The organism is Cryobacterium sp. TMT4-10 (assembly GCF_004403275.1).
Lineage (GTDB): Bacteria > Actinomycetota > Actinomycetes > Actinomycetales > Microbacteriaceae > Cryobacterium > Cryobacterium shii.
This window is the reverse complement of the sequence record NZ_SOGU01000025.1, coordinates 23,606-42,343: the sequence shown is the minus strand read 5'-3', so window position 1 is coordinate 42,343 and position 18,738 is coordinate 23,606. Positions and strand designations below refer to the sequence as shown.

Annotated in this window: 15 protein-coding genes; 10 read left to right on the top strand and 5 right to left on the bottom strand. The window is 68.2% G+C overall.

Annotation, left to right across the window (positions count from 1 at the left end; genetic code table 11):
- Positions 1-130 precede the first annotated feature (130 nt).
- The gene (locus E3T42_RS03140; protein ID WP_134367447.1) at positions 131-682 is read left to right on the top strand and encodes a MerR family transcriptional regulator; all 552 of its coding nucleotides are present in this window, start codon (positions 131-133) and stop codon (positions 680-682) included.
- Positions 683-772: 90 nt separating this feature from the next.
- On the opposite strand, the gene E3T42_RS03135 is transcribed toward E3T42_RS03140, so the two are convergent.
- Positions 773-1,579 carry a ParA family protein gene (locus tag E3T42_RS03135; protein ID WP_134367518.1) on the bottom strand — a complete coding sequence of 269 codons (807 nt, stop codon included), beginning with the start codon at positions 1,577-1,579 and terminating at the stop codon, positions 773-775.
- A gap of 77 nt (positions 1,580-1,656) precedes the next feature.
- Between E3T42_RS03135 and E3T42_RS03130 the strand changes: the two genes are divergently transcribed.
- The 3 genes from E3T42_RS03130 to def all read left to right on the top strand — a co-directional run bounded on the left by E3T42_RS03130 (position 1,657) and on the right by def (position 6,959).
- Positions 1,657-5,061 (top strand): pyruvate carboxylase, encoded by a 3,405-nt coding sequence (locus tag E3T42_RS03130; RefSeq protein ID WP_134367446.1) that lies wholly within the window; start codon positions 1,657-1,659, stop codon positions 5,059-5,061.
- 86 nt (positions 5,062-5,147) lie between these two features.
- A complete protein-coding gene (locus E3T42_RS03125) occupies positions 5,148-6,404 on the top strand; it encodes a MinD/ParA family protein (protein ID WP_241975796.1) in 1,257 nt (418 codons plus the stop codon).
- A gap of 63 nt (positions 6,405-6,467) precedes the next feature.
- On the top strand, positions 6,468-6,959 hold the full coding sequence (gene def / locus E3T42_RS03120) for a peptide deformylase (protein WP_134367444.1): 492 nt from the start codon (positions 6,468-6,470) through the stop codon (positions 6,957-6,959).
- A 66-nt stretch (positions 6,960-7,025) separates the two neighbouring features.
- On the opposite strand, the gene E3T42_RS03115 is transcribed toward def, so the two are convergent.
- On the bottom strand, positions 7,026-8,858 hold the full coding sequence (locus tag E3T42_RS03115) for a long-chain fatty acid--CoA ligase (RefSeq protein WP_134367442.1): 1,833 nt from the start codon (positions 8,856-8,858) through the stop codon (positions 7,026-7,028).
- A gap of 175 nt (positions 8,859-9,033) precedes the next feature.
- Here E3T42_RS03115 and E3T42_RS03110 point away from each other — a divergent pair, with 175 nt between their 5' ends.
- From E3T42_RS03110 to E3T42_RS03100, 3 genes are all read left to right on the top strand, one after another.
- Complete coding sequence (locus E3T42_RS03110) at positions 9,034-9,981, top strand: ROK family glucokinase (RefSeq protein WP_134367440.1); 948 nt, start codon at positions 9,034-9,036, stop codon at positions 9,979-9,981.
- Positions 9,982-10,009: 28 nt separating this feature from the next.
- On the top strand, positions 10,010-10,699 hold the full coding sequence (locus E3T42_RS03105; protein WP_134367438.1) for a 1-acyl-sn-glycerol-3-phosphate acyltransferase: 690 nt from the start codon (positions 10,010-10,012) through the stop codon (positions 10,697-10,699).
- 95 nt (positions 10,700-10,794) lie between these two features.
- Positions 10,795-12,165, top strand: a complete 1,371-nt coding sequence (locus E3T42_RS03100) for a class II 3-deoxy-7-phosphoheptulonate synthase (protein WP_370261575.1) — start codon at positions 10,795-10,797, stop codon at positions 12,163-12,165.
- 362 nt (positions 12,166-12,527) lie between these two features.
- On the opposite strand, the gene pknB is transcribed toward E3T42_RS03100, so the two are convergent.
- Positions 12,528-14,507 carry a Stk1 family PASTA domain-containing Ser/Thr kinase gene (gene pknB, locus E3T42_RS03095; RefSeq protein WP_134402434.1) on the bottom strand — a complete coding sequence of 660 codons (1,980 nt, stop codon included), beginning with the start codon at positions 14,505-14,507 and terminating at the stop codon, positions 12,528-12,530.
- A 78-nt stretch (positions 14,508-14,585) separates the two neighbouring features.
- On the bottom strand, positions 14,586-15,905 hold the full coding sequence (locus tag E3T42_RS03090; RefSeq protein ID WP_134367434.1) for a LysM peptidoglycan-binding domain-containing protein: 1,320 nt from the start codon (positions 15,903-15,905) through the stop codon (positions 14,586-14,588).
- Positions 15,906-16,053: 148 nt separating this feature from the next.
- Between E3T42_RS03090 and E3T42_RS03085 the strand changes: the two genes are divergently transcribed.
- Complete coding sequence (locus tag E3T42_RS03085; protein WP_134367432.1) at positions 16,054-16,398, top strand: Rv2175c family DNA-binding protein; 345 nt, start codon at positions 16,054-16,056, stop codon at positions 16,396-16,398.
- A gap of 27 nt (positions 16,399-16,425) precedes the next feature.
- On the opposite strand, the gene E3T42_RS03080 is transcribed toward E3T42_RS03085, so the two are convergent.
- Positions 16,426-17,547: a polyprenyl synthetase family protein gene (locus tag E3T42_RS03080; RefSeq protein ID WP_134402433.1), complete on the bottom strand. Its 1,122-nt coding sequence runs from the start codon at positions 17,545-17,547 to the stop codon at positions 16,426-16,428.
- Between the two features lie 73 nt (positions 17,548-17,620).
- On the opposite strand from E3T42_RS03080, the gene E3T42_RS03075 reads away from it, so the two are divergent.
- Positions 17,621-17,995 carry a DUF3040 domain-containing protein gene (locus E3T42_RS03075; RefSeq protein ID WP_134367428.1) on the top strand — a complete coding sequence of 125 codons (375 nt, stop codon included), beginning with the start codon at positions 17,621-17,623 and terminating at the stop codon, positions 17,993-17,995.
- 273 nt (positions 17,996-18,268) lie between these two features.
- Positions 18,269-18,700 (top strand): division/cell wall cluster transcriptional repressor MraZ, encoded by a 432-nt coding sequence (gene mraZ, locus E3T42_RS03070; RefSeq protein ID WP_134367427.1) that lies wholly within the window; start codon positions 18,269-18,271, stop codon positions 18,698-18,700.
- Positions 18,701-18,738 lie beyond the last annotated feature (38 nt).

Below are 18,738 nucleotides of genomic sequence, written 5' to 3'. Positions count from 1 at the left end.
GGCCTGACCCGACCTTTTCGGCCCGACACGCAAAGTGTTCGACCGGATGTCGTTGATCAGGGCCGCCCACCTCGGTAGCGTTGATCCAGCGATCATCTGCGTCGCAGTCCCACCCCGAGAGGCAAAAAGTATGAGCGAGCTCCATCAGCGTGACGAGGGCTCTCGCTACAGCGAGGGTCTGCTCTTCACCGACGGGATGCCGGAGCTCGACGACAAATCGGGTTACCGCGGCGCTGTGGCGGCTCGGGCCGCCGGGATCAGTTACCGCCAACTGGACTACTGGGCCCGCACCGAACTGGTCCAGCCCACCGTGCGCGGCGCTGCCGGGTCCGGCACCCAACGTCTCTACGGATTCCGCGACATCCTGGTTCTGAAGCTGGTCAAACGACTGCTCGACACCGGAATCTCCCTCCAGCAGATTCGCACCGCCGTGAACCAGCTGCGCGAATCCGGCGTCAGCGACCTGGCCCAGACGACGCTCATGAGCGACGGGGCCAGCGTCTACCTGTGCACGTCCAACGACGAGGTCATCGACCTGGTCAGCCGCGGCCAGGGCGTCTTCGGCATCGCCGTCGGCAAGGTGCTCCGCGAGGTCGAGACGACCCTCGTCGAGCTGGACACCCAGGCGGTCGACCCCGCGGACGAACTCGCCGTCCGCCGTGGCAGCCGCAAGGTCTCTTGAGAACAGCCGAGACCAGCTGAGACCACCCGGCCGGCTCACGCCAGGCCGGTGCCCGCTCGGGCGCCGTCCTCAAGACAGGGCGCGCTCAGGTCAGCGCTGCTCCGCGTACTCGGCGATGCGGGCCGTGCGCAGAATCCGCTCCAGCAGCTGGTCGAAGTAGCGCGCCATCTCCTGGGCGCTGTCTCCGGGCCACGTGTGCAGCGGCTTCGCCGCGCCCTGAGCCTGCTGCAGGGAGGTGCGCTCGGGAAGCTGGGGGCTGAGCACGAGCGGACCGAACATGTCCCGCAGCTCCTTGATCCGGAACTGGTGTTCGAGGGAGGCGACTCGGGCCCGGTTGACGATGATGCCGAGCGGCTGGAGTCTGGGGCTGAGTCCGCGCCGGATCTCCTCGATCGCGCGCAGAGCGCGGTCGGCGGCGGCCACGGAAAAGAGGCCGGGTTCTGTCACTACGGCCACCCGGTCACTCGCTGCCCACGCCGTGCGCGTGAGCGCGTTCAGGGACGGGGCGCAGTCGATCAGCACCAGGTCGTAGTCCTTCTCGACCGTGGAGAGAGCCTCCTCGAGCTTCCAGATGTCCCGGATGCTGGGGTGCGGGCCGTCGAAGTTGATGGCGGACGGGCTGCCGATCATCACGTCGACGGTGCCGGGCCGGCCGCGGGTCCACCCGCTGGGAACGATGGCCGCGCGAACGACCTTTTCCTTGGGAGAGGCGAGCACATCGGCGATGTTGAGGTGGCCGGCGACCTCGATATCCATCCCCGTCGACACATCCGACTGTGGATCAATGTCCACAACCAGGGTTCGCACGCCGCGGGCGAAGGCAGCAGACGCCAGACCCAGGGTCACTGTGGTCTTGCCTACTCCTCCCTTGAGGGAGCTAACGCTTAGTACGTGCACAAGTAGATACGTTACCTTCACTAGTCTTGGAGAACCTAACCGTTGGCTGTGTGCGGCTCCGCGCTTGAGAGGTCCTGATGTTCACGAAAATCCTTGTTGCCAACCGCGGTGAAATCGCGATCAGGGCCTTCCGGGCCGCCTACGAGCTCGGCGCGAAAACGGTCGCGGTGTTCCCGTTCGAGGACCGCAACTCCCTGCACCGGCTGAAGGCCGACGAGGCGTACCAGATCGGCGAACCGGGTCACCCGGTGCGTGCCTACCTCACGGTGAGCGAGATCATCCGGGTGGCCAAGGAGAGCGGCGCCGACGCGATCTACCCCGGTTACGGCTTCCTGTCCGAGAACCCGGAGCTGGCCCTCGCCGCCCGGCAGGCCGGCATCACGTTCATCGGCCCGGGCGAGCATGTGCTCGAAATGGCCGGCAACAAGGTCACCGCCAAGGAGCACGCGATCGCCGCCGGGGTGCCCGTGCTCAAGTCCAGCGCGCCCTCCCGCGACGTCGACGAGCTGATCGCCGCGGCAGAGGAGATCGGCTTCCCGATCTTCGCGAAGGCCGTCGCGGGCGGCGGCGGGCGCGGCATGCGCCGGGTCGCCCAGATGAGCGAGCTGCGCGGGTCCCTCGAAGAGGCCATGCGCGAGGCGAACAGTGCCTTCGGCGACCCGACGATGTTCCTGGAGCAGGCGGTCCTCCGGCCCCGCCACATCGAGGTGCAGATCCTGGCCGACTCCACCGGCGAGACCGTGCACCTGTTCGAGCGGGACTGCTCCGTGCAGCGTCGCCACCAGAAAGTGATCGAGATCGCTCCCGCGCCGAACCTGTCCGACGAGATCCGCCAGCGGCTCTACGCCGACGCGGTCGCCTTCGCCCGGTCGATCGGCTACGTCAACGCCGGCACCGTCGAGTTCCTGCTCGACACGGTCGGCGAACGTGAGGGCCAGCACGTGTTCATCGAGATGAACCCGCGCATCCAGGTCGAGCACACCGTGACGGAAGAGGTGACGGATGTCGACCTCGTGCAGTCCCAGATCCGCATCGCGGCGGGCGAGAGCCTTCGCGACCTCGAACTGACCCAGGACAAGATCCAGCTTCGCGGGGCCGCGCTGCAGTGCCGCATCACGACGGAGGACCCGACCATGGGTTTCCGCCCGGACACCGGCAAGATCACCACGTACCGCTCGCCCGGCGGCGCCGGGATCCGGCTCGACGGCGGCACGATCAACCCCGGCGCCCACATCAGCCCCCACTTCGACTCGATGCTCGCCAAGCTCACCTGCCGTGGCCGTGACTTCCCGTCCGCGGTCACCCGCTCCAAGCGCGCCCTGGCCGAGTTCCGCATCCGCGGCGTGTCCACGAACGTCTCGTTCCTGCAGGCCGTCCTCGACGACCCCGACTTCGCGGCCGGCAACCTCAGCACCTCCTTCATCGACGAGCGGCCGGAGCTCCTGCGCGGTCGGGCATCCAAGGACCGCGGGACCAAGATCCTGAACTGGCTCGCCGACGTCACGGTGAACAAGCCCAACGGGGTGCCGATCACCCTGCTGAACCCGGCCGAGAAGCTGCCGAAGCTCGACCTGGCCGAGCCGGCACCTTCCGGCTCGCGCCAGCGACTCCAGCTGCTGGGCCCGGCCGGCTTTGCCGCCGCGTTGCGCGCCCAGACGGCCCTGGCCGTGACCGACACCACGTTCCGCGACGCTCACCAGTCGCTGCTGGCGACCCGGGTGCGCACCCGCGATCTCGTCGCCGTGGCGCCGTACGTGGCACGGATGACCCCGCAGCTACTTTCGGTCGAGGCCTGGGGCGGCGCCACCTACGACGTGGCCCTGCGTTTCCTCGGCGAAGACCCGTGGGAGCGGCTCGCGTCGTTGCGGGAGGCTCTGCCCAACATCAACCTGCAGATGCTGCTGCGCGGGCGGAACACGGTCGGATACACGCCGTACCCGACCGAGGTGACCGACGCGTTCGTGCGGGAGGCCGCCGCGACCGGTGTCGACATCTTCCGCATCTTCGACGCCCTCAACGACGTCTCCCAGATGCGCCCGGCCATCGATGCCGTGCTCGCGACCGGATCATCCGTCGCCGAGGTCGCGCTCTGTTACACCGGCGACCTGCTCGACCCGGCGGAGAAGCTGTACACCCTCGACTACTACCTGCGGCTCGCCGAGCAGATCGTCGAGTCGGGCGCGCACGTCCTCGCGATCAAGGACATGGCCGGCCTGCTCCGGCCCGCGGCCGCGGAGAAGCTCGTCACCGCTCTCCGGGACCGGTTCGACCTCCCGGTCCATGTGCACACCCACGACACCCCGGGCGGCCAGCTGGCCACCCTGCTGGCGGCGGCACGCGCCGGCGCCGACGCGGTCGACGTGGCCAGCGCCCCGATGGCCGGCACCACCAGCCAGCCCTCGGCATCCTCTCTCGTCGCCGCGCTGGCCCATACCGAACGCGACACTGGCATCTCGCTCAAGGCCGTCTGTGACCTCGAACCGTACTGGGAAGACGTGCGCCGGGTCTACCACCCCTTCGAATCGGGCCTGCGGGCGCCGACCGGGCGGGTGTACACCCACGAGATCCCGGGCGGGCAGCTGTCCAACCTGCGCACGCAAGCGGTCGCCCTCGGCCTCGCCGACGACTTCGAACTGATCGAGGACATGTACGCCGCGGCCAACGACATCCTCGGCCGCGTGCCCAAGGTGACGCCGTCGTCCAAGGTGGTCGGCGACCTCGCCCTCTACCTGGCCGCGGTGCGCGCCGACCCCGCCGACTTCGCGGAGAACCCCGGCAACTACGACGTGCCCGACTCGGTCATCGGCTTCATGGCGGGGGAGCTGGGTGACCTGCCCGGCGGCTGGCCGGAGCCCTTTCGCAGCAAGGTGCTCGCCGGACGCACCGTCCGCATCGGCGTGACCGAGCTGACCGCGGACGAGCGCGGCGCCCTGAACGGCGACAGCCTCACCCGCCGCGCCATGCTCAACCAGCTGCTGTTCCCCGCTCCGACCAGGCAGTTCGAGCAGATCCGCGAACTGTTCGGCGACCTCTCCGTACTGGACACCGTCGACTACCTCAACGGGCTGCAGCAGGGCGTCGAGCATGCCGTCGAAATCGACAAGGGCGTGCGACTCTACGTCGGCCTCGAGGCCATCGGCGAGCCGGATGAGAAGGGCATGCGCACGGTCATGACGACCCTGAACGGCCAGCTGCGCCCGGTGTTCGTGCGTGACCGCAGCATCACCGTCAGCAGCAAGGCGGCGGAGAAGGCGGATGCGAACCGGCCGGGCCAGATCGCCGCGCCGTTCTCCGGAGTGGTGACCCTCAAGGTCGAGGAAGGCGCCTTCGTCGAGGCCGGTGAGAGTGTCGCCTCGATCGAGGCCATGAAGATGGAGGCCGCGATCACCTCGCCCATCGCGGGCGTCGTCGAGCGCGTCGCGATCCCGAAAACGCAGCAGGTCGACGCGGGGGATCTGCTCGTGGTGGTGCTGCCGCGCTAAGATTGGGGCCGATCTCCGACGAAGGGGCTGATCTTTTGTCCGAAAAGCGCACAGGCGCCGAGGGTTCCGGTCGGGAACCCTCGGCCGTGCCGCTCACCCAGCCGGGTGACGAGTACCACAGCGAGCTGCCGCCGCACACGATCGTGAACCTCGCGGCCGCTCTGCCGGCCTCGGCGCCGGTTGCCGCCCGCAGGGGACCTGTCGGCCTGTCCCGTCCCGCCGACGCACCCAGCCACCCGACGACCCACACGATCGAAATCAGCACCCCGGCCGTGCCCCGTGCCGAGCGCTCCTCGGCGGCCGTCACCGGCGCCGTGCGGGCCCTGTCCGCACCCGCCGCCGAGACCGCGACCCAGCAAACCCGCCGTGACCGGCTCCGCCCCGAAACGAGCTCCTCGCCCGAATCCGCCGCGATGCTCACCTCCGACCGCCTGCTGGCGGTCAACCGGCGCACCAAGCCGCCGCCCCGCGGCGTCTGGAACACCTTCGTCTTCGCGGCGACCCTGCACCTGGTGAACCTGGGCGATTCCGCCCGGGTGCGGGCGCAGAAGGAACTCGACGACCGCATCCGCAAGGAGTTCGACGGCGGCACCCGCTTCGTCCCGATCCTGACCCGCAAGGGCGGCGTGGGCAAGACGACGGTCACCGCACTCCTCGGCATGGCCCTGGCGGATGCCCGTGAAGACCGGATCATCGCCGTCGACGCCAACCCGGACCGGGGCACGCTCTCCGAGCGCGTGACCAAGCAGACGCGTTCCACCGTGCGCGACGTGGTCACGAAGGCCGCATCCATCGGCGGCTTCACCGACTTCTCCGCCCTGGTGTCCCGGGACGCCACCCGGCTCGACATCCTCGCGTCCGACACCGACCCGCTCCTGTCGGAGGCCTTCGACGAGGACGACTACAACGTCGTCGCCGACCTGGCCGCCCGGTACTACTCGATCATGCTCACCGACTGCGGCACGGGAATCGTGCACTCCGTGATGCGGGCGACCCTGCAGCGTGCCGATTCGATCGTCATTGTGTCCGGCGGCAGCGTCGACGAGGCCCGGCTGGCCTCGGAAACCCTGACCTGGCTCGAGGCGAACGGCTACGGCGACCTGGTGCAGAACGCCATCGTCGCGCTCAATACGGCGACCCAGGGCACCAACCTGGTCAAGCTCGAGGAGATCGAGTCGCACTTCCGGTCCCGGGTGCGGGAGATCGTGCGGATCCCCTGGGACCCGCAGCTGGCCGCGGGAAGTGTCATCTCGTTCGACGATCTGAAGCCGATCACGCGGCTCGCCGCCCGCACCCTGGCCGCCATGGTCGTGGAAGGCCTTCCGGCCGACCGCGGCGTGTGATCGCCACGGGCTGCTCTTCCCTCGCCCCTTGCATCCCCTGTACCAACGACTTGGAGTTCCACTGTGCCTGAGCGCCAGATCCGTCTCTTCGGAGATCCCGTCCTGAAGACCGTCTCCGACCCGATCGTCACCATCGACTCCCGGGTGGAGAGCCTGGTCGAGGACCTGCTCGACAGCGTGCTCCTGCCCGGGCGGGCGGGGGTCGCGGCGTCACAGATCGGCGTCAACCTGCGGGCGTTCAGCTACAACATCGACGGCAAGATCGGGTACATCCTGAACCCGGTCCTGGTCGAGGTCTCCGGCGAGCCCGAACTCGTGGAGGAGGGCTGCCTCTCCGTGCCCGGCCTGTGGTACCCGACCCGGCGCTACCCGTTCGCCCGGGTGACCGGTGTGGACCTGGACGGGGACGCCGTCGAACTCTCCGGCACCGGCATCATGGCGCAGGCGCTGCAGCACGAAACCGACCACCTCGACGGCTTCCTCTACCTCGACCGCCTCGACAAGGAGAACCGCCGGGCGGCCATGAAGGAAGTCCGCGAGTCCACCTGGTTCTGATCGATACCGGTCGGGTCCGGGCGGACCCGACCAGAACGTGTCCGGCTACCCGGCCTGGCTGTACACCTAGCCCTTGACCGGGGTCGTCCCGGTCACCGGGGCGCCGATATACATGGCCTCGATGGTGTCGGCGAAGTCCCGCAGGATGATGTCCCGCTTGATGCTGAGCTTCGGCGTGAGATAACCGTTGTCCTCGGTGAGCTCCGTCGAGAGCACCGTGAACTTACGGATCGACTCGGCCCGGGACACATGGTCGTTGGCGTGGTCGATCGCTCGCTGCACCTCGGCGAGAACCTTGGTGTTGACGGATGCCTCGGCGACCGACATGCCCGCATCCTCGCCGTTGTTGTTCAGCCAGACCGCAAGCATGTCCGGGTCGAGGGTGACGAGAGCGGCGATGAACGGCTTGCGATCGCCGACGACGACGACCTGGCCGATCAGCGGGTTCGAACGAATGGGGTCCTCGAGCGCGGCCGGGGCGACGTTCTTGCCACCCGCCGTGACGATGATCTCCTTCTTGCGCCCGGTGATGGTCAGGTAACCCTCACTGTCGAAGTCGCCGATGTCACCGGTGCGGAGCCATCCGTCGTTGAAGGTGGCCGCGGTCGCCTCCGGGTTCTTCCAATACTCCTTGAAGACGTTGACGCCCTTGACCTCGATCTCGCCGTCGTCCATGACCCGAACGGAGACGCCGGGCAGGGGCGGCCCCACGGTTCCGATCTTGAACTGGGCGGGGCGGCCCACGGTGGTTGGGGCGGTGGTCTCGGTCAGCCCGTAGCCTTCGAGGATCTTGATGCCCAGGCTGTGGTAGAAGTGGCCGAGGTGCATGCCGAGGGGGGCCGAACCGGACACGGCGTACTTCACGTTCCCGCCCATGGCGGCGCGCAGCTTGCTGTAGACGAGCCGGTCGAACAGGGTGAACCGGATCTTCATCATCAGGGGAACGGGCTTGCCCGCGTTGACCAGCATCGAGTGGTCGACGGCCGTTTGGGCCGCGGTCTCGAAGATCCTGCCGCGCCCGGCGGCGAGCGCCTTCTGTTCGGCGGAGTTGTAGACCTTCTCGAAGACCCGGGGCACCGCGAGCAGGAAGGTCGGTTTGAACGTGCCGAGGGATTCGAGCAGCTTCTTGGTGTCGGGCTGGTGGCCCACGCGCACACCGGCGTGCACGCAGAGCACGGAGATGAACCGGGCGAAGACGTGCGCGGTGGTGATGAACAGGAGCGTCGACGCGCCATGCTCGTCGGTGAGCACCTCGTCCAGCGCGACGGCCGCGTTGCGGCTGGTCTCGACGAAGTTGGCGTGGGTGAGCACGCAACCCTTGGGCCGGCCGGTGGAACCGGACGTGTAGATCAGGGTGGCCATGTCGGCGCCCACCGCGAGGGAGCGGCGTCGCTCGATTTCCTCGTCCGGCACGTCGACCCCGGCGGCCCCGAGCTTGTCGAGGTCGCCGAGATTGATCTGCCAGACGCGCTGCACGCTGGGGAGCTCGGGGTGCACCTCATCGAGGCGGGAGAAGTGCTCCGGGGTTTCCACGATCACGGCGACGGCGTCGGAATCGCCCAGGATCCACTGGATCTGGGTGGGGGAGCTGGTCTCATAGACGGGGACGAGCACGGCGCCGGCGAACCAGGCGGCGAAGTCGATCAGCGTCCACTCGTAGCGGGTCTTGCACATCAGCCCGATCTTGTCGCCGGGCTGGATGCCGGCGGCGACGAGGCCCTTGGCCAGGGCGATGACCTGTCCGTAGAACTGGCTGGTGGTCACCGGGAGCCAGGCGCCGTTCTGCGGCAGGGAGAACAGCACGGACTCCGGGGTTGCCGCGAGGCGGTCGACGAGCAGGTCGGTGACGTTGGCTGCGGGATCCGCAGGAACGATTGCGGGCAGATCGAACTGTTTCACGGTAACTCCTCTGGTACCGGGCGGGCATTTCCGACCACTCTATCCGCGTGGGACGAATGAGGCTGGTGTTTCGCCGTGCGGTGTGTTGACTCAGTACACTCTAAAGGGCATGCTTCGGCACTGCCGCTCGCTCGGGGGCCTGATTCCCCTGTTCCCCCTACGAAAGAAGAATGCTGTGCACGCCATTGGGATTGACATCGGCGGCACAAAAATCGCCGCGGCTCTCGTTGACGAGTCCGGTTCGATCATCCGTTCGGACCGTCGTCCGACGACCGCGAGCGACCCGCGCGGCATCGAGGATGCCGTCGTCGAGATGATCACGGAACTCGCCGCCGGTGAAGAGGTCGTCGCCGCCGGCATCGCCGCGGCCGGCTTCATCGACGCTGCCCAGTCCACCGTGTATTACGGGCCCAACGTCAATTGGCGCCACGAGCCGCTTAGAGCCACGCTCGAGGCGCGGCTCGACATGCCGATCCTGATCGAGAACGATGCGAACGCCGCGGGCTGGGCGGAATTCGTCTTCGGCGCCGGTCGCGGCTACAGCGATATGGTGACGCTCACCATCGGCACCGGCGTCGGCGGCGCGATCATCTCCGGCCACCGGCTCTTCCGCGGCGGCTTCGGCTGCGCGGCGGAGCTCGGGCACCTGCGAGTGGTGCCGAATGGGCGACTGTGCGGCTGCGGCGCGCACGGCTGTATCGAACAGTACGGCTCGGGCCGGGCCCTGCTCCGCATCGCCACCGAGCTGGCTGACGCCGGCGGAATCGGTCTCGGGCTCGCCGCCGCGCGGGAGCGCAAGGGCAAGCTCACCGGCAAGGAGGTCGGCCGGCTGATCCAGGAGGGCGACAACGGCGCCCTCGCCGCCCTGCGTCAGCTCGGCGGGTCCCTCGGCCAGGCGTGCGCCAGTCTCGCGGCCGTGCTCGACCCGCAGTTGTTCGTCTTCGGCGGCGGAGTCGCCGCTGCCGGTGAACTGTTGCTGGAGCCGATCCGCGCCGCGTACCTCGAAAACCTGCCGGCCCGGGGCTATCACCCCGAGGCGGAATTCGCCATCGCCCAACTCGTCAACGACGCCGGTGTCGTGGGCGCGGCCGACCTCGCGCGGAAACACGTCTTCGCGCAGTAGGCTGTGCCGGTCACCGAGGGAGGCAACGATGTTCTACTGGTTCATGAAAAACATTGTCATCGGCCCTCTGCTGCTGGCGATCTTCCGGCCCTGGGTGGTCGGTCTCGAGAACATCCCCAAAGAGGGCGGTGTCATCCTCGCGAGCAATCACCTGTCGTTCATCGACTCGGTTTTCCTCCCGCTGGTCGTACCCCGGCGGGTTGTCTTCCTGGCGAAAAGCGAGTACTTCACCGGCAAGGGACTCAATGGCTGGGCCACGCGCCAGTTCTTCAAGGCGACCGGCCAACTGCCGATCGACCGGTCCGGCGGCAAGGCGTCAGAGGATTCCCTGAACACCGGGCTGCGCATCCTCTCCGGCGGCGGCGTGCTCGGCATCTACCCGGAGGGAACCCGCAGCCCCGATGCCCGGATGTATCGGGGCCGCACGGGCGTTGCCCGGATGCTGCTCGAAGCCGAGGTGCCCGTGGTGCCCGTCGCGATGATCGACACGGAGAAGGCCATGCCCACCGGCACGCGCATCCCCAAGGTGCGCCGGATCGGCATCGTGATCGGCAAGCCCCTGGACTTCACCCGGTTCGCCGGCATGGAGGGTGACCGCTTCGTGCTCCGCTCCGTGACCGACGAGTTGATGTACGAGCTGCAGGCGCTGAGCAAGCAGGAGTACGTGGACGTGTATGCGACCAGCGTGAAGGAAAAGCGCGCGAGCCTTTCGCGATAAGATCGCTCCATTGCCTTGTGGCCGATTCCGGCCACCAAAGCCATCGTTCGGTGCGGAGTTGTGCGCGCCGGCCCAGAGAAAACAGGAATAGCCGCGTGGTAGACCCAACCGAACCAGTCGTCGTCGCAGATCGATCTGTGGTTGCCGGCCTGGACTATTGGCGCACGCTTCCGATCAAGCAGCAGCCGACCTGGCCGGATGCGGACGCGGTCGCCGCCGCGTCCGCCGAGCTGTCCGCGCAGCCGCCGCTGGTGTTCGCCGGTGAGGTCGACATCCTGCGGGATCGCCTCGCGGAGGCCGCCAGCGGCCACGCGTTCCTGCTCCAGGGCGGGGACTGTGCCGAGACCTTCAGCGGCGCGACCGCCGAGCAGATCCGCAACCGCGTCAAGACCGTGCTGCAGATGGCCGTCGTCCTGACGTACGGCGCCTCGATGCCCGTGATCAAGATGGGGCGGATGGCCGGCCAGTTCGCCAAGCCCCGCTCCAGTGACTTCGAAACCCGCGGCGGCGTCACCCTGCCCGCCTACCGCGGCGACATCGTCAACGGCTACGATTTCACCCCCGAATCGCGCGAGGCCGACCCGGCCCGCCTGGTCAAGGGCTACCACACCGCGGCATCCACCCTCAATCTGATCCGCGCCTTCACCCAGGGCGGTTTCGCAGACCTGCGCCAGGTGCACAGCTGGAACCAGGGCTTCGCCGCGAACCCGGCGAACCAGCGCTACGAGAAGGTGGCCAAGGAGATCGACCGTGCGATCAAGTTCATGATCGCCTGCGGGGCCGACTTCGAGGCGATGCGCCGCACCGAGTTCTACACCAGCCACGAGGGCCTGCTGATGGACTACGAGCGCCCGATGACCCGGATCGACTCCCGCACGGGCACGCCGTACAACACCTCGGCCCACTTCATCTGGATCGGCGAACGCACCCGCGACCTCGACGGCGCCCACGTGGACTTCCTCTCCCGGGTGCGGAACCCGATCGGGGTCAAGCTCGGCCCGACCACCTCCGCCGACGACATGCTGCGCCTGGTCGACAAGCTCGACCCCAACCGCGAGCCCGGCCGCCTCACTTTCATCACCCGGATGGGCGCCGGCAAGGTCAGGGATGCCCTTCCGCCCCTGCTCGAGGCGATCAAGGCGAGCGAGGCCAAGCCGCTGTGGGTCGCCGACCCGATGCACGGCAACGGCGTCACGACCCCCACCGGCTACAAGACCCGTCGCTTCGACGACGTCGTCGACGAGGTGCGCGGCTTCTTCGAGGCGCATCGCAGCGTCGGGACGCACCCGGGCGGCGTGCACGTGGAACTCACCGGCGACGACGTCACCGAGTGCCTCGGCGGTTCGGAGCACATCGACGAGGCCGCGCTGGCCACCCGGTATGAGTCGCTCTGCGACCCGCGCCTGAACCACATGCAGTCTCTGGAACTGGCCTTCCTGGTCGCCGAGGAACTCGCCGCCCGCTAGTCCCACCCCAACGCCGCGGCGCCACAGTGCCCGTTCCGGTCGAGAGTACCCGTTCAGCCGGGCACTCTCGACCGGAACGGGTGCTCTCGTTTGCCTGCGAACCGACCGGCTATGGCCGGTCCCGGACCCGCATCCACCGGTCCTGAGGCCGGAGTCGGCGAACGAATTCGACGGATATATCGCTCTAAAAAGGCACTTTTGGCCGGTTTCGGGCCGATTCGGGCAGAATCTCCGTCGAATTGGTTCAGGGCGGGCGGAGCAAGCGGCCGAGAACCGCGCCGGCTCGGCGGTGCGAGCGGTGCGAGCGGGCGGACGGACCGTGAGGGCGAGCGGGCGGGTGACGAGGGGGAGAAGCCAGCAGGCTAGGCCAGGGAGCCAGCCAGGCTGATCGTTGATCCCTTGGGGGCCAGTGTGCCGGCCGCGGGGTCCGTCGACTGCACGACGATCGCGAAGCCGGGAGTGTCCCAGAGCGCGTTGTACTTGAGCTTGAAGCCCAGGTCGGTGAGGATCTTCTTGCCCTCGCCCCACGACTTGCCGACGACGTTGGGGACCTCGACCGGGGCCGGCCCCTTCGACGTGGTCAGCGTGAACGTGTCGCCCGCGCGCACCGGGCCGTCCTTGGTGGGGCGGGCGCTGATGACGTCACCGTCGGCGACCGAGTCGCTGAATTCCTCCCCGCCGGCGGTGACGAGCAGTCCCTTGTCGCCGAGGGCTGCCGTCGCGTCGTCGACCGACTTGCCCGACACGTCGGGTACGGCGCCGAGTGAGAGCACGAGGTTGACGTTCATACCCTCGAAGTAGCCTCCGCCCGGGGAGACGTCGCCGCCATCGCTTTCGCGGCTCGCGGAGATGACGAGGCCCGCATCGACGTCGGCGTCGAAAACGGAATCCGTGCTGCCGATCGCGGCCTTGAGGTCGGTGACGGCGGCGGTCGCGGCCTCCTGCGTGAGTCCGGCCAGCGCCGGAAGCGTGATGGGCTGCGGACCCTGGGAAACGCGGAGGGTCACCGTGCTGCCCTTGGCGATCCGGGTGCCCGGCTCCGGGTCGGTGCTGGAAACGAGGCCGGCGGCGATCGTGCCGCTGTATTCCACGTCGCGCGCGGCTTCCAGGCCGAGTTCGGCCAGTTGGGAGGTCGCATCCTCCGGGCTGGCCGAGGTGAGGCTCGGCACCGGAACCTGTGACCCGGGGCCGCTGCCGAAGTACCAGCCGCCGCCGCCGGCGAGGGCGGCGAGCAGCAGGACCAGCGTGAACAGCCAGTAACCCTTGCGCTTGCGCTTGCGGGCCTTGTCGGTCAGGACGACGGTGTTCACCGGGCCGGAATCACCGGCCGAGGGGAATGCGGAGGCGTTATGGGGAGCCCCGGCCGCCGCGAGCACCGTGGTAGCGGCGAGCGGCGCCGCCCCGAGGATCTGAGTGTCGGCGTCGGCCACTCCGGCGGCCATGCCGGCCCCGCGGGGCATCACCATGGTCTCCGCCTGCCCGGACCCGGTCGCCGCGGGGCGCACCAGTTTGTCCAGGTCGAGCAGCTGGTCGAGCATGACCCGGGCATCACGGGGGCGCTGCTCCGGGTCGCGGGCGGTGGCCCAGAGCACCAGCTCGTCGAGCTCGTGTGGAATCGTCGGAATCCGCGTGCTCGGCATGGGGACCGTGTCATTGGCGTGCTGGTACGCGATCTGCATGGGCGCCTCGCCCACGTACGGCTGCTCTCCGGTGAGCATCTCGTAGGTCATGATGCCGAGGGCGTAGATGTCGCTGCGGGCGTCCGCGATCCCCCGGGTGACCAGCTCGGGGGAGAGGTAGGCGATGGTGCCGAGCAGGGCCTGGCCGGTGGCGGTGTTGTTGTTGACGGCGCGGGCCAGGCCGAAGTCGCCGATCTTGATTCGGCCGTCGTCGGCCAGTAGCACGTTCTCCGGCTTGAGGTCGCGGTGCACGATCCCGGCCTTGTGCGCGGCTGCGAGCCCGCTCAGTACTGCCTCGAGGATGTCCATGGTCTGCTCGCTGGTGAGCCGTCCGTAGTCTTTGAGCAGGTCACGCAGGGTGATGCCCGGTAGGTACTCCATCACCAGGTAGGCCATGTCGGCGTCCTGGCCCTGGTCGTACACGTTCACCACGTTCGGGTGCGCGAGCCGTGCGGCGGAACGGGCTTCCTGCACGAAGCGGGCCTTGAACGTATTGTCGTCAGCCAGATGTCCGTGCATGATCTTGAGCGCTACACGGCGTTCCAGTCTCAGGTCGGTGGCGACGTAGACGGTGGCCATGCCGCCGCGGGCGATCCGGGAGCGCACCTGATAGCGGCCGTCTATCAGACGGCCGATCATCGGATCGGCAGAGGTATCGCTCACTAGTCGAGTCTAGGGATCGTCCGGGGCCTCGGGCTGCCAGGACACCCGGTAGTCAGGGTTTTGGGGGGATGTTCCGGGTCAGCCGAGCTCGGCCAGCCAGGCCCGTGCGGATGTCTCCCACTTGGCGTAGTGGTCGGGGTAGGCCGAGATCTGCACGGCCTGGGCCGCCTGGGTCACGGTCATCGATTCCCAGCCGGCGATGTCGAGCAGACCGCGGGTGACGCCCGCGTTCGGGTTTCCGTCCCCGCCGAAGAAGGCGAGGCTGGCCCGGACGGGGTCCAGTACCTGCTCGGTCGTGCCCCAGCCCGAACTCGGGCGCTGTTGGAACAGCCCGAGAGAGTCCCGGTCGCCGTAGGCCACGTTCCGGAGGCCCGATTCCTGGGCGGCGGCAGCCAGGGCCACGACGAGGCCCGAGTCGCTGACTCCCGCCTGGCGACCGACGAGGATGATCGTCTCCGCGTTGCGGCGCATGTCATCGGTGAGCGGCGTCACCACGCCGAAGATCGCCGTCGGCTCCGGCAGGGTCGGGGCCGACGGCGCCACGGCTTCGAGCGGGAGCGCCGACGCCGACGCCGACACCGACGGGGACGACGAGAAGGGGACGGCCAGGACCTGGCCGGGATAAATGATGCTGGACCAGCCCAGGCCGTTGGCGTCGAGGACCGCCTGCACCGACACGCCCGCCGCGGCAGCGATGGCCCCGATGGTGTCGCCGGCCGCGATGGTGTGCGAGCCCGGAGCCGTGGCGGCGGTGGCCGAAGGCGGGGGAGCGGCCACGGTGGCGGGCGCTGCCTCGCCGGGTCCGGGCAGCACGATCGCCTGGCCGGGGAAGATGGTGCTGTTGCCGTCGAGGCCGTTGGCGCTGAGGACGGCGCCGGTGGAGAGACCGTGCGCGGCGGCGACGCTGCTGATGGTGTCCCCGTCCCGGATCGAGTACTTCGCGATGTCGGCCGGGGCCGGTGCGGAAGCTGCCGGCTTCGCCTGGCCGAGGATCAGCGTCTGACCGGGGAAGATGCTGGCGGACCAGCCCAGGCCGTTGAGGGCGAGCACGGATGCCGTGGACAGCCCGAACCGACCGGCGACGCCGCTCACGGTGTCACCTTCGACCACCTGGTACTGGCCGGGGGCGGCCACGCCGGAGGTGCCGGGGGCCTGCCGCGCGAGGTCGGCGGGCGGCGAGGGCAGGTTGCTCCTGCTCTTGACGGGCTTCTTCGCCAGGGTCGCCGCGTCCGCGGGCGACGCCAGGTTCAGGCTGATCGCGATGGTGCTGATCAGAACGAGGGGAACGGTAGCCAGGATGCCCAGTCCCCGGCGGGTGCCGGACGATGCCTGGCGGTGCCGGCCTTCGGCGGGCGACGGCGTCGCGTTGGTGCTGATCCTGCTGGCTTTTGCCGACATGGGACTCCTCGTCCTGATTGCGTGCCCAGTTACGCTGACACAGATGACTATTAGAGTCAAACAGTGTGGCCCCTGTTATGGGCGTCAACACGCGCAAAAAACCGGCGCGGGGTTTGTCGAGTCCTGGGAATCATGGGAGGCTGGAACCGTGACCGAATCGTTTTCAGATCAACTGTGGCTGTCCATTCCCGACCTCGTACGGGAGCTCGGCGTCAGCCAGAGCCGCGTACGCCAGCTGATCGATGACAGGCAACTGCTCGCGGTCCGGCGGGACGGCGGCCCGCTCCAGGTTCCGGCCGCGTTCATCAAGGACGGCGCGCCGCTGCCCGAGCTGCGCGGAACGCTGATCGTGCTCGCGGACGACGGCTTCACCGACGAGCAGGCCATGGACTGGCTCCTCGAGGTCGACGCCAGCCTCGGAGTTCCCCCGATCCAGGCGCTGCTGGCCGGCCGCAAGGCCGAGGTGCGACGCGTCGCCCAGGCCCTCGCCTGACCCCTTTGTTTCTCTGACCCGGCCGGGTCAGAAGGCGCGCCGGGTCACCGTTTCCGCCAGCTCGACCAGGCGGCCGGTGACCTCGGCGCTGATCGGTGATCCCTCGAGGGCGGCGAGGGCCTCGGCGACGTGGGAGGCGATCAGATCCTCGATCGCTTCGACGGCGCCGCTGTCCGTGATGGCGGCCTGCAGCAGCGCGATCTGGGCGGGCTCCAGCAGGGAATCCCCGAGGAGCGCGTCCAGGTGCCGCCGGCCTGCGTCGGGCATGGCCTCGCGGGCCAGTGCGATCAGGACCGTGCGCTTTCCCTCGCGCAGGTCGTCGCCGCTCGGCTTGCCGGTCACGGATGCGTCCCCGAAGACCCCGAGGAGGTCGTCGCGCAGCTGGAACGCGATGCCCAGCGGCAGCCCGAAAGCCCGCAGGGCGTCCAGGTGATCCCGTCCGGCGCCGGCCAGGGCCGCGCCGATGACGAGGGGTGCCTGCACGCTGTACTTGGCGGACTTGAAGACGATGACCCGCAACGCCCGATCGAACAGCTCGGCTTCGGGCTGGGTCAGCCAGGCTCGCTCTTCGAGAATGTCGAGGTACTGGCCGGCGGTGACCTCGGTGCGCATCCGGTTGAATTCGTCCCGCGCGTTCCGGGCGGCCGACGAATCCGGCGCGAGCTCCAGACCCTCGTCGAGCAGCTCGTCGCTCCAGCCCAGGAGGAGGTCGCCCAGCAGGATGGCAGCGGCCCGGCCGAACTCGAACCGGCTGCCCGCCCAGCCGTTGTCGCTGTGCATCCCCTCGAAGAGTTTGTGGGCCGAGGCGGCTCCTCGACGGGTGTCCGAATTGTCGATGATGTCATCGTGCACCAGTGCGGCGGCGTGGAAGATCTCCAGGGCCGCGGCGGCGGAAATGACCGCTCCGAGCCGGCCCTCGTCCGGCACGGATGCGCCGGTCCCGGGGCCCCCCGCGCCGGTGCCGACACTCTGCCAGCCCCAGTAGCAGAACAGGGCCCGGAAGCGCTTGCCACCGCTGAGAAACTGCCGTGAGAAGTCCACCAGGGGCGTCAGATCCGGGCTGATGCTGGTCACAATTGGTTGACGGGTTTTGAGGAAATCGTCGATGCGAGAATGAACCAGATCGATCAGTTGATTGCTTTCAGCCACCTGCCTAGCCTAGCCATCCCGGCGGGGTTAGAATCGGGGAGTAAACCGCTCGATCCCAAATAGGAGGAATGAGATGCCGCTTTCTGAACAAGAGCAGCGACTCCTCGAAGAGATGGAGCGCGGCCTATACCACAACGACGCCGACTTCGTGGCGAACGTCGGAGGCTCATCCCTCCGGCCCAACTACCGCTCGATCGCTATCGGAGTTCTGGCTGCCGTCGCCGGAATCGGTGGCTTGATCGCCGGTGTGGCCCTGCAGCAGTTGTGGATCGGCATCTTGGGCTTCGTGGTCATGTTCGCCGGCGTCCTGATCGCGACCACCCCGGGCAAGTCGGGCCGCCGCATGACCGGTCCTCCCCGTCGCCAGCCGACGCAGCGCACCGCCGACCGCGGATTCATGGACCGCATGAACGACCGCTGGGACCGCCGCCAGGACGGCCAGCAGTAACACCAACCGCAGCAACGCCAACCGCAGCAACACAAACCGCAGAGAACAATCGGGCCGATCATCTGATCGGCCCTTTTTTTGTGCCCGAAAACGGCCCGGGGATGGCGGGACCGGTGCCCAATGACAATTTTCCCTCCACCGGACCAGCCCAGTGTTTGTGCGGGTCAGTGGGGAAAATATCTCGAGTTTTCTCGGTTATTTCCGACTTTGTGGATGAAAGTGGAGTAAAGTGGAGCAAGACCTGGAACTTGGCCGGAAGAGAAGGGGTGATGAATGTTTCTCGGGACCTACGCACCCAAGCTCGACGAAAAGGGGCGCATCATCCTCCCCGCGAAGTTCCGCGACGAGTTGGCCACCGGGATCGTCATGACCCGTGGGCAGGAGAACTGCCTCTACGTCTTCACGACGCGCGAGTTCGAGGCGTTCCACGAGAAGCTCAGCCAGGCACCGCTCACGAGCAAGCCCGCCCGTGACTACGCCCGTGTGATGCTGTCGGGTGCGAGCGCCGAGATGCCGGACAAGCAGAACCGGGTGACCATCCCGGCCCACCTGCGCAGCTTCGCCGGACTCGACCGCGAGCTCACGGTCATCGGTGCGGGCACCCGGGTCGAAATCTGGGACAGCGCGGCGTGGGAGACCTACCTCGCCGAACAAGAAGCCTCATTCGCAAACATCACGGAGGAGGTGATTCCGGGACTCATCTAGCTCCTGGCGCCTGACTCCCAGCCGTTCTGCCTGACACA

What these genes read in the sequence shown, in the direction of transcription:
- E3T42_RS03105 (WP_134367438.1), top strand. Translation starts at nt 10,010, where the DNA reads ATGTTCTACTGGTTCATGAAAAACATTGTCATCGGCCCTCTGCTGCTG.
- E3T42_RS03075 (WP_134367428.1), top strand. Translation starts at nt 17,621, where the DNA reads ATGCCGCTTTCTGAACAAGAGCAGCGACTCCTCGAAGAGATGGAGCGC.
- mraZ (WP_134367427.1), top strand. Translation starts at nt 18,269, where the DNA reads ATGTTTCTCGGGACCTACGCACCCAAGCTCGACGAAAAGGGGCGCATC.
- E3T42_RS03090 (WP_134367434.1), bottom strand. Translation starts at nt 15,905, where the DNA reads ATGTCGGCAAAAGCCAGCAGGATCAGCACCAACGCGACGCCGTCGCCC.
- E3T42_RS03130 (WP_134367446.1), top strand. Translation starts at nt 1,657, where the DNA reads ATGTTCACGAAAATCCTTGTTGCCAACCGCGGTGAAATCGCGATCAGG.
- E3T42_RS03140 (WP_134367447.1), top strand. Translation starts at nt 131, where the DNA reads ATGAGCGAGCTCCATCAGCGTGACGAGGGCTCTCGCTACAGCGAGGGT.